The sequence below is a fragment of the Pseudomonas sp. S2_C03 genome (assembly GCF_054668405.1).
The window spans coordinates 1,125,495-1,139,634 of the sequence record NZ_CP162766.1; the positions used below are offsets into that span (position 1 = coordinate 1,125,495).

General features: G+C 62.8%; 12 protein-coding genes and 1 pseudogene. 2 read left to right on the forward strand and 11 right to left on the reverse strand.

Annotation, left to right across the window (positions count from 1 at the left end):
• Positions 1 to 306 precede the first annotated feature (306 nt).
• Positions 307 to 627, forward strand: coding sequence for a DUF6124 family protein (locus tag AB4N64_RS05050; protein ID WP_460122520.1), 321 nt, complete (start codon positions 307 to 309; stop codon positions 625 to 627).
• A 273-nt stretch (positions 628 to 900) separates the two neighbouring features.
• A complete protein-coding gene (locus AB4N64_RS05055; protein WP_460126615.1) occupies positions 901 to 1,908 on the forward strand; it encodes an Ldh family oxidoreductase in 1,008 nt (335 codons plus the stop codon).
• 36 nt (positions 1,909 to 1,944) lie between these two features.
• Here the strand turns inward: AB4N64_RS05055 and AB4N64_RS05060 are convergent.
• From AB4N64_RS05060 to AB4N64_RS05110, 11 genes and pseudogenes are all read right to left on the reverse strand, one after another.
• A pseudogene (locus AB4N64_RS05060) lies at positions 1,945 to 3,524 on the reverse strand (aldehyde dehydrogenase (NADP(+))).
• Between the two features lie 69 nt (positions 3,525 to 3,593).
• Positions 3,594 to 4,982, reverse strand: a complete 1,389-nt coding sequence (gene abaF, locus AB4N64_RS05065; protein WP_460122522.1) for a fosfomycin efflux MFS transporter AbaF — start codon at positions 4,980 to 4,982, stop codon at positions 3,594 to 3,596.
• Between the two features lie 73 nt (positions 4,983 to 5,055).
• Positions 5,056 to 5,973 (reverse strand): dihydrodipicolinate synthase family protein, encoded by a 918-nt coding sequence (locus AB4N64_RS05070; protein ID WP_460122524.1) that lies wholly within the window; start codon positions 5,971 to 5,973, stop codon positions 5,056 to 5,058.
• Positions 5,974 to 6,100: 127 nt separating this feature from the next.
• Complete coding sequence (locus AB4N64_RS05075) at positions 6,101 to 7,129, reverse strand: trans-3-hydroxy-L-proline dehydratase (protein WP_460122526.1); 1,029 nt, start codon at positions 7,127 to 7,129, stop codon at positions 6,101 to 6,103.
• A 154-nt stretch (positions 7,130 to 7,283) separates the two neighbouring features.
• On the reverse strand, positions 7,284 to 8,006 hold the full coding sequence (locus AB4N64_RS05080) for an amino acid ABC transporter ATP-binding protein (RefSeq protein WP_460122528.1): 723 nt from the start codon (positions 8,004 to 8,006) through the stop codon (positions 7,284 to 7,286).
• Positions 7,999 to 8,649, reverse strand: coding sequence for an amino acid ABC transporter permease (locus AB4N64_RS05085; protein WP_460122530.1), 651 nt, complete (start codon positions 8,647 to 8,649; stop codon positions 7,999 to 8,001). The genes AB4N64_RS05080 and AB4N64_RS05085 overlap by 8 nt, the downstream gene beginning before the upstream one ends.
• A 10-nt stretch (positions 8,650 to 8,659) precedes the next feature.
• Positions 8,660 to 9,325 (reverse strand): amino acid ABC transporter permease, encoded by a 666-nt coding sequence (locus AB4N64_RS05090; protein ID WP_460122532.1) that lies wholly within the window; start codon positions 9,323 to 9,325, stop codon positions 8,660 to 8,662.
• On the reverse strand, positions 9,318 to 11,090 hold the full coding sequence (gene lhpI, locus AB4N64_RS05095; RefSeq protein ID WP_460122534.1) for a cis-3-hydroxy-L-proline dehydratase: 1,773 nt from the start codon (positions 11,088 to 11,090) through the stop codon (positions 9,318 to 9,320). The genes AB4N64_RS05090 and lhpI overlap by 8 nt, the downstream gene beginning before the upstream one ends.
• A 10-nt stretch (positions 11,091 to 11,100) precedes the next feature.
• Positions 11,101 to 11,919 carry an ABC transporter substrate-binding protein gene (locus AB4N64_RS05100; protein ID WP_460122535.1) on the reverse strand — a complete coding sequence of 273 codons (819 nt, stop codon included), beginning with the start codon at positions 11,917 to 11,919 and terminating at the stop codon, positions 11,101 to 11,103.
• 230 nt (positions 11,920 to 12,149) lie between these two features.
• Positions 12,150 to 12,902: a helix-turn-helix domain-containing protein gene (locus AB4N64_RS05105; protein WP_460122536.1), complete on the reverse strand. Its 753-nt coding sequence runs from the start codon at positions 12,900 to 12,902 to the stop codon at positions 12,150 to 12,152.
• Between the two features lie 706 nt (positions 12,903 to 13,608).
• Positions 13,609 to 13,911, reverse strand: a complete 303-nt coding sequence (locus AB4N64_RS05110) for a DUF3077 domain-containing protein (RefSeq protein ID WP_460122538.1) — start codon at positions 13,909 to 13,911, stop codon at positions 13,609 to 13,611.
• Positions 13,912 to 14,140 lie beyond the last annotated feature (229 nt).

The following is a 14,140-nucleotide window of genomic DNA, read 5'->3' on the forward strand; positions in this document are numbered from 1 at the left end:
TGCGCCTTTGCCTACAACTCCGCCAGAATCCGCCGGCTTGTGTGGCTTGGCTCCGGTCCCTAATGTCTGCGTATCGCTGCCAATTCAGCGATCGGGTTTAGCGATCCGACTCCACATAGGCATCACACCGCTCCTAACACTCACAGACTTTTGTGTCTGCGATGGCGTGTTATGGCGGCTGTGCGTGGGAGACCTTCGGGTCTACCCGGGATTCCTATGTCCCGGATCGCTAACCCGCGCATAGCTGCCACCCTTACTTGTTTAGCGATAGGTCATGGTGGCGAAGAAAATTCATAGGAGACTTCCATGCCAAAACCAACCCCAAATCCCCCCGAATCATCCCCGCACACAGATCCTGTAGACGACCTCGGTTTCGACCCAGCGCTGCTGAAATCCGCATCCCCCCACACCCCCAGCACCCTGTTCCAGATTGCCCCGGACATCGACACCGAAACCCTGCTGGCCAGTGCTTGCGAATCCCTGGCCTCGGCGAGCATCCTGGCCGGTGATCTTGCGGTATTCGTGGACGGGCCGCAGCGCAGCATGTTGTTGGGCATCCAACAGATCATCATGCTGGCGGACCTGGCGGTGAATCGGGCGCTGGATAACCTCGTCCCTGCAGGCTAAACATATCCCCCTGTAGGAGCGAGCATGCTCGCGATGGTCGTCAACGATAACGCTGGCAGCCTGACACCTCGCGGTGTTCCGACCACCATCGCGAGCATGCTCGCTCCTACAGGGTCATCCGCGGCCTTTGTGGGAGCGGGCTTGCTCGCGAATGCGGTGGTTCAATCGCCATGGATGTCGGATGTGCCGAATTCGTCATTCCCCCTGGCTAAACCGATCAAGCCTTTGCGGTGCATCTGCGCCAGGCTGGTCGGTCTGTTCAAGGAGTGGATTATGATCCGACTGACCCTGGCCGAGGCTCGCGAGCTGGCCGAATCGATCTTGTTGCATAACGGTTTCAACCTGGCCCACGCCCAGGCTGTGACCGCCACGGTGATTGCCGGTGAGCGTGATGGCTGCGCTTCCCATGGCTTGTACCGGGTGTTGGGTTGTGTGAATTCGCTCAGGGCCGGAAAGGTGTCGGCCGATGCCGAGCCGCAGGTGATCGATCAGGCGCCTTCGATTGTGCGGGTCGATGCCGCCGGTGGTTTTTCGCAACTGGCGTTTCAGGCAGGGCTTGCATCGTTGATGGAGAAGACCCGGGCCAACGGCATTGCCGCTCTGGCGATCAACCATTGTGTGCACTTCTCGGCGTTGTGGGTCGAGATCGAGCAACTGACCGCCGCCGGCCTCGTGGCGCTGGCCTGTAATCCCAGCCATGCCTGGGTCGCGCCAGCGGGTGGGCATCAACCGGTGTTTGGCACCAACCCCATTGCATTCGGCTGGCCGCGTCCGGGCAAGGATCCCTTTGTGTTCGACTTCGCCACCAGTGCGATTGCTCGCGGTGACATCGAGTTGCATCGCCGCGCGGGCAAGGCCATTCCTGAAGGCTGGGGTGTGGATGGGCACGGCCAGCCGAGCACCGATGCCAACGTGGTGCTCGATGCCGGCGCGATGCTGACTTTCGGTGGGCATAAGGGCTCGGCGCTGGCGGCGATGGTCGAGCTGATCGCAGGTCCCCTGATTGGTGACCTCACCAGCGCCGAGTCCCTGGTCTATGACGCGGGCAGCAAGTCGTCGCCTTACCATGGTGAACTGATCATCGCCTTCGATCCGCAACGTTTCCTCGGCGGCACCAGCGAGCAGCACCTGGCGCGTGCCGAGGTGCTGTTCGAGAGCATTCAGGGGCAGGGCGCCCGCTTGCCGTCGCAGCGACGCTATGAAGCGCGGGCGCGCAGCCTGGAGGAGGGCGTGCAGATTCCAGAGGGGTTGTACAGCGATCTGAAGGCACTGCTGGGATAACGGCAAAGCGCCACCGAACCATCGGTGGCGCTTTTTTTACAGCGCGTCGCGCGTGCTTGCACCGTCCACCAGTCGTGCGATGCCCAGCGGGTTGGCGTTTTTCAGTGGCTCGGGCAGCAGCGCGTCGGGGCAGTTCTGGTAGCAAACCGGGCGCAGGAAACGTTCGATGGCCAGGCTGCCCACTGACGTGCCACGGGCATCGGAAGTGGCCGGGTAGGGCCCGCCATGCACCATGGCGTCGCAGACTTCGACGCCGGTGGGGTAGCCATTGAACAGCACCCGACCGACCTTTTGCTCCAGCAGCGGCAGCAACGCGGCGTGCTGTTGCAGGTCGCCGGCCTCGGCAATCAAGGTGGCCGTGAGTTGCCCGTTGAGGCTGCGTAATGCCTGTTGCAACTGGGCATCGTCAGCGACCTCCACCAGCACCGTCGTCGGGCCAAACACTTCTTCCTGCAACAACGGGTTGCCTTCGAGCAACAGGCTGACGTCTGCCTTGAACAGTTGTGGTTGTGCCTGCCTGCCTTGTTGTTCACGTCCGGCCAGATGTTCGATGCCCGGTTGTGCGAGCAAGGTCTGTACGCCCTTGGCGTAGCTGTTCAGCGTCCCGTGGTTGAGCATGGTTTGCGCGGGTTGCCCGGCCATCAGTCCGGTCAGCGAGGCGGTAAATGCACTGAAGGCCGGGGAACGGATACCGATCACCAGGCCCGGGTTGGTACAGAACTGACCACAGCCCTGCACCACCGAGGCGGCCAGTTCGTTGGCAATTTTCTCGCCCCTTGCCTGCAACGCGTCGGGCAGGATCACCACCGGATTGATGCTGCTCATCTCCGCGAACACCGGGATGGGTTGCGCTCGTGCGGCGGCCATGTCGCACAATGCGCGCCCCCCTTGAGCGACCCGGTGAAACCCACCGCCTGGATCGCCGGATGCTTGACCAGTGCTTCACCAACGCCGGCGCCGTAGATCATGTTGAACACGCCCTTGGGCATGCCGGTCTGCTCGGCGGCGCGGAGGATGGCGTCCGCCACCCGCTCGGCGGTCGCCATGTGCCCGCTGTGGGCCTTGAACACCACCGGGCAACCGGCAGCCAGTGCGGCAGCGGTATCGCCGCCGGCGGTGGAGAAGGCCAGTGGGAAGTTGCTGGCGCCGAACACCGCCACCGGGCCGACGCCGATCCGATATTGGCGCAGGTCCACACGTGGCAGCGGCTGGCGCTCGGGCAGTGCGCGGTCGATACGCGCCGCGTAAAAATCACCACGGCGCAGTACCTGAGCGAACAGGCGCATCTGGTTGCTGGTGCGCAGGCGCTCGCCCTGGATGCGGGCGGTGGGCAGTGCGGTCTCGCGGGTCACCAGCGTGACGAAGTCGTCGTCCAACGCTTCGAGTTGCGTGGCGATGGCTTCGAGGAATTCGGCACGGCGGCTGGCCGAAAGGCCACGAAAGGTCGGGTAAGCGGTTGCGGCGGCTTGGGCTGCAGCATCGACTTCTGCCGCAGTCGCCTGAGTGAAGGTAAAGGGCAGCGCTTCACCCGTGACGGCATCGTGGCTGTGCACGGTGATGGTGCCGGTAGCGCTGCGCGCGCCACCGATGTAGTTGTGGCCGATGATCTCGGACATGAAAACTCCTGTTGGAAATGTGGCGTGTCCTGCCGGAGACGCGAAGGCGCCTCCGGCAGGGGCGTCACGTCAGGCCAGCGAGTCGCTGCGGCGGGTGCCCGCCGCTTCGACCTTCACGGTGGCGGCGACACGGGCGGCGGCCTCGCTGTCGACCAGGTGCAGCGACTTGCCACGGGTTTCCCGGGTCAGGCCAACGGCAACGATGGAGATCAGCGCTGCGGCCACCAGATAGAGCGCGATGGGTGTCGAACTCTGGTACTTGTTGAGCAGGGTGATGGCGATCAGCGGGGCCAGTGAGCCGGCGAAGATCGGCGCCACCTGGTAACACAGCGACAACGCGGTGTAGCGCACGTGGGTCGGGAACATCTCCGCCATCAAGGCCGAGTAGGGCGCATAGGTCATCGATTCGATGGCCAGGCCGAGGGTGATGGCGGCCATGATCAGCCAGTTGTTGCCGGTGTCCATCATCGGGAAACCGACGAAACCCCAGAACGCCGTGAGCACCGCGCCGGTCAGGTACACCGGTTTGCGCCCGACCAGATCGGACAGGTAACCCATCAGCGGAATCAGGAAGAAGTGCAGCAGGTGCGCGCCGAACATCAGGAGCAGGATTTGCGTGGTGTCCTTGTGCACTACCAGTTTCAGGTAGGTGATCGAGAACGTCACGACGGTGTAGTAAAGAATGTTCTCGGCGAATCGCGCGCCGATGCCGACCAACACCGAGCGCCAGTGATGGCGCAGCACTTCCACCACCCCCAGTTGCTGCTGTTTGGTCTGTGCCTGTTTGGCCTGGGCCTCCTTGAAAATCGGTGCGTCATCGACGCTGGTGCGAATCCAGTAGCCGATCAGCACGACCACGGCCGACAGCCAGAACGCCACACGCCAGCCCCAGGCAAGGAATTGTTCCTCCGACAGACTCGACGACAACGCCAGCAAGGCAACGGTTGCCAGCAGGTTGCCCGCCGGCACACCCGCCTGCGGCCAACTGGCCCAGAAGCCCCGGCGATTGTCCGGACAGTGTTCGGACACCAGCAGGATTGCGCCGCCCCATTCGCCGCCGAAGGCGAAACCCTGGATCAGGCGCAGCAGCACCAGCAGCACGGGTGCGGCGTAGCCGATTTCGTTGAAGCCGGGCAGGCAACCCATCAGGAAGGTGGTGATACCGACGACCACCAGGCTCAGTTGCAGCAGGCGCTTGCGCCCGAATTTGTCACCATAGTGACCGAACACAAGGCCGCCCAATGGGCGGGCGAGAAAGCCGACGGCATAGAGGGCGAAGGCGGCGATGATGCCGTCGATGGCGTTGCCGGTCTGGCGGAAGAACAACTGGCCGAAGACCAGCGCCGAGGCAGTGCCATACAGAAAGAATTCATACCATTCGGCGACGGTGCCGGCCATGGCGGCGGCCACGACGCGCTTGAGGCCGGCCGGTGTGGTTGCGTGTTGAGTGGTGGACATGCTCGCGTTTCCTGTAGTGGCGCATAAAAACAGGCAACCGGGCCGGGTCCGCGAGGACCCGCCCGGCAATCACTCAGAGGCCGACGTCGGGCAGGTGCGGACGGTTGGCCAGGGCCTTGGCCATGATCTGCTCGACGAACACACGATCGGCTTCCGGCAGGGCCAGGCGCGGTGGACGGGTCAGCGCGCTGCCGCGACCGGCGATGGCTTCGCACAGCTTGATGCACTGGACCAGGTCGGCACGGGCGTCCAGGTGCAGGATCGGCATCAGCCATTCGTAGATCGGCATGGCTTCGGCAAAACGACCGGCCTTGGCCAGGCGGAAGATGGTTTCGCCTTCTTTCGGGAATACGTTGGACATGCCCGAGACCCAGCCCTCGGCGCCCACGGCAATGCTTTCCAGGACCACGTCGTCGAGGCCGGCGAACAACACAAAACGGTCGCCCACTTCATTGCGCACGTCGATGAAACGGCGGGTGTCGCCCGAGGAATCCTTGAAGCACACCACGTTGTCGCAGTCGGCCAGGGAAATCAGGATGTCCGGGGTCACGTCGTTTTTGTAGATCGGCGGGTTGTTGTAGACCATCAACGGCACGTCGGCGTTTTTCGCCACGTAGCGGTAGTGCTCGGCGGTCTCGAACGGCTTGGAACCGTAGACCAGCGCCGGCATCAGCATCACGCCATCGACGCCGACCTTGCGCACCGAGTTGGCCACTTTCGCCGCTTGCACGCTGGTGAACTCGGCCACGCCACAGATGACCGGTACACGGCCACGGGAGGCGTCGACCGCGACTTCGGTCACGGCGATTTTTTCTTCGGCGGTCAGCGAGGTGTTCTCGCCCACCGAACCACACACCACCAGGCCCGACACGCCGTCACGAATGACGTTGGAAATCACTTCGTGGGTCTTTTCCAGGTTGATGGTGAAGTCATCGTTGAATTGGGTGGTCACTGCGGGGAAAACACCACTCCAGTTAATGCGCTTGCTCATTGTTGCCTCCGGGGTTGTTTATTGTATTTCGTATACGATATTTAAAATGACAATGCTCGGCTAGTGCTATTTCTGTTTTTGCAGGCTTTTTCTTCGCCGTTGGTCCGGGTGTCGAGCGCGCTCGCGGTCAGGCGCCCGGCCAGGTGTCCGACAGTCGATAGCCTTGTGGCCATGGATCGCTCGGATCGAGCAGCAGTTGGTGGGTGCCCGTGACCCAGGCCCGCCCGGAAATACACGGGTAGATAGCAGGGCGGCCGGCCACTTCAGTCAGTGAGTCGATGCGGCAGTGGAACTCGGAGCCGATGATCGAGCGACCGATGAAGCGCTCGCCCACCTGCATCAGGCCCTTGGCCTGCAATACCGCCATGCGTGCGGAGCAGCCGGTGCCGGTGGGCGAGCGGTCGATCTTGCCCGGTTGGATCACCACCGCATTGGCGCCGGTGGCGATGCCGTTTTCCATGACGACGGGGGCGGCAATCTGGCAGAAGGAAATGTGCGACCACTCCGGGTTCAACGGATGAGTGAAGCCCAGTTGCTCGTTGGCAGCGCGGGTGATTTTCAGCCCGACCGCCACCAGGTCGGCGGCCTCATCGGGGCGGATGGCAAAGCCCAGGCCCTGAGCATCGGCGATCACGAAACTGTCGCCGCCATAGGCGGTGTCGACCTTGAGCGAACCCAGCCCTTCGACTTCGATCCACGCGTCGAGGCGGTCGGCGAAGGACGGCACATTCTTCACCTCAACACGCTCGACCTTGCCGTCACGGCAGTCGGCCACGGCTTCAATCAGGCCGCCGGGGGCTTCGAGCACCAGCCGGGTTTGCGGTTCGGTCATCGGCAGGATGCCGGTGTCGAGGAGCACGGTGGCCACACACAGGGAATTGGAACCGGACATGGGCGGCGTGTCGGCCGGTTCCATGATGATCCAGGCCATCTGCGCCCGTGGATCCTTGGCTGGCACCAGCAGGTTGACGTGACGAAACACGCCGCCACGGGGTTCGTTGAGCACGAAGTTGCGCAGGGTTTCATCCCGGGCGATCCAGCGGGATTGCTCCCACACCGTCGCACCGGGTGGCGGGGCGACGCCGCCGACGATCACGTCGCCGACTTCGCCTTCGGCGTGGCAGCTGACTACGTGGATGACTTTTGATGAGCGCATGGGTTGCTCCTTGTGTTGTTCTTTCGGGCCCTATCGCGGGCAAGCCCGCTCCCACAGGGGACCTCTGTTGTACAGAAGATCCCTGGTGAGATTTGGATCTCTAATTCACAGAAAAACCCTGTGGGAGCGAGCCTGCTCGCGATAGGGCCATCAGCTATTTCACCGACTTGAGAAACGCCGCCGTCTCGGCATGCACCGGATTGCCGATCACCTGGTCCGGCGAGCCGATCTCATGCACCAGGCCATTGCGGAAGAACGCCACGCGGTCGGACACGTCGCGGGCGAAGCGGATCTCGTGGGTCACCAGCACCATGGTCATGCCGTCCTCGGCGAGCATGCGCATGGTGTCCAGCACTTCGCCCACCAGTTGCGGGTCGAGGGCCGAGGTGGCTTCGTCGAACAGCATGTAGTCCGGTGACATGGCCAGGGCGCGGGCGATGGCCATGCGCTGTTGCTGGCCGCCCGACAGCTTGCCGGGGAACACCTTGAGCTTGTCGCCCAGGCCCACGTGGGTCAGTTGCTGTACGGCCAGCGCCTCGGCTTCGGCCTTGCTCTTGCCCAGCACCTTGCGCGGCGCCAGCATCACGTTTTCCAGGACGGTCAGGTGCGGGAAGGCATTCCACTGCTGGAACACGATACCGATCTTCTGCCGCAGTCGATTGAGGTCGGTGGCACGGTCGTGAACCTCGATGCCGTCGACGCGGATGCTGCCTTTCTGGATCGGTTCCAGGCCGTTGATGCACATCAGCAGGGTCGATTTGCCCGAGCCCGAGCCGCCGATGATCGAAACCACTTCGCCCTTGTTGACGGTCAGGCTGACCCCCTTGACCACGTCGAGGTCGCCAAAGGATTTGTGTACGTTTTCGATCTCAATCATTTTCTTGCCACCTTGTTTCCAGACGAGCGCCGAGGCGTGCGACCACCAGGCTCATGACGTAGTAAATGAGGCCCGCGATGCACAGCACCAGCAGCGGTTCCTGGATGCGGGTCACGATGGTTTGGGAGGCGCGCAGCAATTCGACGATGCCGATCCACATCACCAGCGCGGTGTCTTTCATCACGCCCAGCACCAGGTTGAGCCAGCCAGGGAAGGCGACCCGCGTGGCAATCGGCAGCACGACAAAGCGCAGGTCCTGGAAGAAACTCATGCCCAGCGAACGGCTGGCCCGGCGCAAGGTCAGCGGCACCGCCAGCACGCCACCGCGCACGATCTCGGTGAAGTACGCGGCCGCGTAGACACCCAGTACGATGCAGCCCACGGAGAAGGCGCTGATGTTCAGGCCGGCGATGCTCTTGAGCGAGTTGAACAGCACGAACTGGATCAACAACGGCACGCTGCGAAACACGTCCAGCACCCAGGCCAGGGGCAGGGTGGCCCGTGGCAGCAGGGCGCGCAGCAAACCGAAAATAAGCCCTGCGAACGTGCCCAGCAAAATCGCCCAGCAGGTCAGTTGCAGCGTGACCCAGGCGCCGTCGAGCAGGAACAACAGATCGTTCCAGGTAAAACTGGTTGATAGCATGGTCACGTCCTCAGTAACGGAACAACCGCCAGGCCATCAGCCGGGCTGTCGCGACAATCGCCTTCGCGATCAGGTAATACAGCACCGCCGCGATGGCGAAATATTCGAAGGTGCGGAACGTCTTGACGTTGTAGTCCTGGGTCACGCCGGTCAGGTCGTTGTTGAGTCCGACGATCACCCCCAGCGAAGTCATCAGTACCGCCCAGACCATCTGGTTGCTCAACGGGTAGAACACGATCCGCAACAGTTGCGGGACGATGATCAGCCGGTAGGCCTGGAAGGCGCTCATGCCCAGTGAACGGGCGGCGCGCACCTGCGTGCCGGGCACGGCCTTGAGTCCGCCGCGAAAGTTTTCCGCCAGATAACCGGCGTTGTTGAAGGTGATCCCCGCCAGCAGGGCGATCCACGAACTGACGTGCAGGCCCATGGAGCCGAGGCCGAAATACAGGATGTAGATCTGGAACAGCGACGGGGTGTTACGGGCGATCGACACCCAGCCGTTGCCGATGGCGCGCAGCAGCGGTTGTTTGGTCTCGCGCATGACCGTCAGGGCCAGGGCGATCAGCACGCCGAAGATCATCGACAACGCCGCGGTCTCGAACGTGACCCAGGCGCCGGCGAGCATGTCCGGCAGGGCGCGCAGGGCCGCGCGCCATTGGAAGGTATAGTCAAACATGCGCAGGGGTCTCCGTCGGCAGGGCAGGTTGCAGCCAGGTGGGCAGTCGTCCGCTTGCAGTGCCAGTGCGAGCGGCTTCGACGCATTCGGCGAGGTTGGCGAAATGCACCGTGCGCCCTACCAGGCCCGGTGCGTAATGGGCAAATTTGCCCGAGTTGGTCATCAGGGTGGTGGCGCCTGGCGGGATCACCGGCTCGCCGAGCATGCACCAGCAGGTGTCGGTCACCAGGGTGGCGCCAAAGCGTTCAATCTCGTCGATGTGGCCGGCGGCGCGGGCCTGTTCCAGCACGGCGCGACCGCAGGTAATCGCCAGCACCGTTGTGGCGTGTTTGCTTTTGCCACTGCACAGGCGCGCCAGGTGAGCGAATTCGCTGAGCGAGAAGTGCGGATTGCCCAGGGACACAATGTCCACGTGCGCATTCGTGGCACTGTTGAGTTCACGCCAGCTGCGCAACAGGTCCTGCAACTGGATCTGTTCCTCGGGCAGCGCCGTGTCGCCGTCCAGCACCTGCGTTGGATCCAAGGCTTCGGGGGTGACTCCCGCGATATGGAACATCGGCGCAGCGGACGTGGTGGCGAATGCCGCGCCGAAGGCTTTCAGGTCATCGAGGTCTGGCGCCTGTTGTTCGAGGCCCAGCACCAGCGGAATCCGGGTGCCGGCAAGGGCGCCGACGTGGTAGCCGAGCAAGGGGTAGAACGCGTCGTCGAGTTCAGTCAACGGCGGCAGTTCGATCAGCAGTTGCGCCTTGCGTGGCGCGTCCAGGTGGCAGCCGATCATGGGGGCACGGCCGGTCAGGGCAATGCAGATGTCCAGGTAGTCCGGGTACTTGAGGGTGCGCGCGCCGAGCACGCTGTTGGCGTAGACTACCGCGTTGGATTCGGCCCAGACGATCTGCTCGCCGGCCTTGGGGGCACTGTCGAGCAAGTACGGGGCACAGGTGAAACTCAGGCTGGCGCCCATCGCCATGTAGGCATCACCCAGGGCGCTGGCGGGTTCGCCCAATGCAGGCTCGATACCCAGCTCGCGCCAGCGGCGCTGGTCCACGGAGATTGAATTGAGGGTGGTGGGCACACGAACCTTCGCGCCCCACTGCACCAGTTGTTCGGCAAAACGCAGGCTTGCCGGGCCCGTGTAGATGCAGCCGTCGATGTGCGCCTGGGTCACGTCCAGCAAGCGTGGTGCGCCTTGCAGTTCGGCCATGCGCAAGACGATCTGCATGGCCATCTGCGCAGCTTTGCCGTGCTTGCCATCGAGCAGGGTATGATCGAGCTCACTGAGCTCGATGTGGCCGCCGCTTTCATGGGTTTGCAATGGCGTGCCGAGCGCTTGCCAGGCATCGGCGGGCGCCTGGTCGAACAGGCTCAACCCGGTGTTCTCGATACGGGCAAAGGCCTTGCCGCGCAAGGTGGCGAAGGCTTCCCGGCCGATGCACAGCACCGGCAGGGAACGCCCGAAAATCGCCTGTGCCACCAGCACACCCAGGGTCAGGATCTCATCGGCTTCGGCCAACACCAGCGCGGCCGGCGCATGACCGTTGCTGATCAGTTCCATCATCACGCTGCTGCCGGTGCACGAGCCGCGTCCGCTGGGAATGGCCAGCACCCGACCGCTCAACTGTTCGCCGCTGAGCGGATGGTGACGGTCGATGACCTCACCGCTGAAGGGGTCGACCCCGCCCCAGAAGCTCAAGCCCACATCAGCGAACAGAAGCGGACCCTGGGCGTAGCCGGCCATCAGGCTGCGACCGTGCAGTGGCAAAGGCATGCCGGACACCTTAGTAGTAGACCTTCGGCACGGTCAGGTCGGTCGGCGGGATCTCGGTGCCGACCCACTTTGTGAACAACTCGTTGTACCGGCCGCTACGCACCTGCTGGTTGACGAACAGGTTGAGGTAGTTGAGCAGGCCGTACTCGCTGCGCTTGGCAGCCAGGGACACGTAGTCGATGGTGTAGGGCGCGTTACCGGCGACTTTCAGGTTTTTGTATTTACCCGACTTGATGGTGGCGGCCGCCACGGTGTTGGTGACGACGGTGGCGTCGATGTGACCCTGGGCCACAGCCAGCAGCGTGTCGTTTTGCGACTGATAGGCGCGGAAGGTGCCGCTGCCCCATTTCTTCACATCGCCTTCCAGGGCGATGGCTTCAAAGGTGCCGCTGGTGTTACCCAGTGCCTTGCCCTTGAGGTCGTCGAAACTGTTGATGCCGGTGTTGTCGCGAGTCAGCACGACCATCTGAAAGGCGAAGTACGGCACGGTGAGGCCAACGGTCTTGGCACGTTCGAGGGTGTCGGAAGTGGACGCGACGATCACATCGGCACGCCCGGAAATCAGCGCTGGAATGCGGTCCGGGAACGGCGTTTCAACCACTTCAGCCTCGACCCCGAGGATCTTCGCCAGGTCGTTGCAGTAGTCCACGTCGAAGCCGACGGGTTTGTTGCTGGCATCGCGAAAGCCCATGGGCGGGAAGTCCAGGGTCACGGCGCAGCGCAGCTTGCCGGAGCCGATGATGTCATCGAGCTTGTCGGCCTGGGCGGTAGCGACGAAGGAGGTACTGAGAACAGCGCTGAGGGCTACGGCAAATGCGGGGTTTTTCATAGAAGCCTCGTGGTCGGAAAGTGCTGTTAGATATCGTATTGAGGATTTCGTATACGATATTAACTGTTAGCAAGTGGCGTGCCGGTTTTGTGTTTTTTTGGCGAAAGGCCAGTAGGCCGCTAAACAGTGCGGTTGCAGGGGGAATGGAATCTTTGGCCGCGAGGGCGGAGGTTGGGAGGTGTTACGGAAAGGAGCACGCCAAGTGCGCAGCGCCCCCTAACGGAACATTATTATTGGCGACGACCTTCACGGTATTGGCTGGGGGAGAGGCTGGTCAGTGCGCGGAACTGGCGGCTGAAGGCGCTGTGGTCGGTGTAGCCACACCGCAGGGCGATTTCGGTGATGGGCAAGTCGGTCTCGAGCAAGAGCCGCGAGCCTTCCTCGAGACGCGCCTTGTGGATCATCTGCCGGGGCGTGAGTTGGAATACCCGTTTGCAATGGCGTTCGAGTTGCGCCACTGAGAAGCCGGCGATGGCGGTCAGTTCGGCCAGGCTGATGGGCCGGGCGAAGTGACGGCGGATATGGGCGTCCACCGCCGCGAGTTTCTGAAACGCCGGATGGTTGGACTGGGGGAGTTGCAGATCGCGGGAGATGCCGGCCAATCCCACGATCTGGCCTTGCTCATTGTGCAGGGCGAGTTTGTGGGTCAGGCACCACACCGGTTGGTTGCCCAGGTACAGGTGCAATTCCAGTTGGTCAGCCAGTTCGCGTCCGGTGGATAGCACTCGCCGGTCCTGCTCGGTGTAGAGCGGGCCGTAATGGGCGGGGAAGACCTGGTCGGCGGTGAGCCCGAGCAGGTCTTCGCGGTGTTTGAAGCCGCAGCGCAGGGCCAGGGTCTGGTTGACGAAGACGTAGCGGGCTTCACAATCCTTGATGAAGAAAGCGACATCCGACAGGGTATCGAGCAGCGTGGCGATGGGGTCCAGGCTGCTGAGCAGGGTGGGCAGGTCGCAGGGTTTGAAGGTGTTGAGTGAGGGGAACATGGTTTGTGGGTCTGGTGGCGACACCTGGATCATAGAGGCTCGGTGGCGTCTTGGTCGACCTGATTTGTCCTCTTGGACACGGTCCCCTGTGGGAGCGGGCTTGCCCGCGATAGCGGCCTTCGGGCCGACCGTTTTTTTCGGATTGAGTACATATCCATTGCTGCGGTAACGGCCGCTTATGGTTCCGCTCTTACAGCGGGTCACTTTTTTCAAACGCCCGGAATGCCGGCCCAGAAAAAAGTAACCAAAAAGGCTGCCCCAAGCGTACGGTCCCTCGCCTAGGCTCGGGATACCCTCGCTCCGGCATCCATCCGGGGACATCGCCTACGGTTTGCTGCGCTGCACCTCCTCTCGATGTGTGCGGCTGCGCCGCACGGCGCTGCGCGCCCACTCCCCGGATGAATGCCTCCACTCAGCCTGCCGAAGGGGCGGGTGGATCAAGAGCAAGATCAAAAGCTTTCAAGGCGAGCTAACGCTCGACCTTGTGGTTTGGTTGGGTTGGCGCTGTCCCTGTGGGAGCGGCGGTGCGACGATTCGACTTGCCCGCGAAGGCGATCTTGCAATCGCCCCAGCATCGGCTGGTGTACACCGTCCCTGTAGGAGCGAGCTTGCTCGCGATGGTGGTTCGGACAACGTGGGGTGTCAGATGGCCCGCGTTATCGTTGACCTCCATCGCGAGCAAGCTCGCTCCTACAGGGGGCGGTGGTTATTGGCTGGTTTGAGGTTTTGTTGGCGATGGTGTCAGGACCTTCACCACATCATCCACCAGCGCCTTGCTCAGTTGCGTCAGGTAATGCGCAGCCCAGGCGTGCCGGTCGGTATCGCGGACGAAGGCGGCGTCCTGGGTCAGACCTTTGGCGAGAAACAGGAAATCGGAGGCCATGGACAGTGCATCGGCGAGCGGGACGTTGCGGGTGACGTGGAACAGGGGGTTGTCGGAGCAGTAGATGAGGGGCGTGAGGCCGATGGTTTTGAGGTCTGCGGTGCGGCGGGAATTATTTTTTGACATGGTCTTTCTCCAACAGTAAGAGAATTCGCCACGTTCGTTTCCAAGCGAGTGGGTGGCGGCTGTGCGCAGGTTGGAAACCGGAGACCACAAATCCGGCACGCCCGTAGGCGTCCCACGCACAGCTGCCTTAACACTTCAATCGTGCCATGGGCGCCTTGCGTTGTGATCTGACGGGTTTCCAAGCCCGATCGCTGAATACCCAGCGACGACCCGAGACTATCCCCCGAAA